The 430-nt window shown below is 29.3% G+C and carries 1 protein-coding gene; it reads left to right on the forward strand.

The window, feature by feature from the left end; genetic code table 11:
* Positions 1-39 precede the first annotated feature (39 nt).
* On the forward strand, positions 40-321 hold the full coding sequence (locus tag FJV41_RS50680; protein ID WP_002870263.1) for a PLDc N-terminal domain-containing protein: 282 nt from the start codon (positions 40-42) through the stop codon (positions 319-321).
* The last annotated feature ends 109 nt before the right edge of the window (positions 322-430 follow it).

The raw sequence follows: 430 nt of genomic DNA on the forward strand, positions 1-430 counted from the left end.
AAGTAAAATGTGACAATTTTTAATTAAAAAGGAGTAAAAATGGAAATTGCAGGACTTGTGTATTTTATCTTTGCTGTTGTATGTGCTTTTGAACTTTCTTATGATGCTAAACAAAGAAATATGAGCAGCTTATGGTGGGGTATAGTTGGGTTTTTCTTTGGCATTTTTGGATGTATTTTGTATTTAGCGGTTAAAAAACCTTATAGACGAGAACAAAAAATATCTAAAATGAGAGATTTAGAATTTTTAAGAGGATTGAAAGAAAAAAGGTGTATCAGTGAAGCCGAGTATGAAAAATACAAAGCAGAAGTTCTAGAATAGATGTAAATGAGGATCATTCCTCATTTAACTCCTTAATCTTTCTAATCTGTATCTCACACTGTTTGTATTTGTAAAAAAGCATAGAATAAGCATTTAAAATATCTAGTTC

Source organism: Myxococcus llanfairpwllgwyngyllgogerychwyrndrobwllllantysiliogogogochensis (assembly GCF_006636215.1).
Classification (GTDB): Bacteria; Myxococcota; Myxococcia; order Myxococcales; family Myxococcaceae; genus Myxococcus; species Myxococcus llanfairpwllgwyngyllgogerychwyrndrobwllllantysiliogogogochensis.

Bases quoted from the DNA above. Each gene is read 5' to 3' on its own strand.
- FJV41_RS50680 (WP_002870263.1), top strand. From the start codon at position 40: ATGGAAATTGCAGGACTTGTGTATTTTATCTTTGCTGTTGTATGTGCT.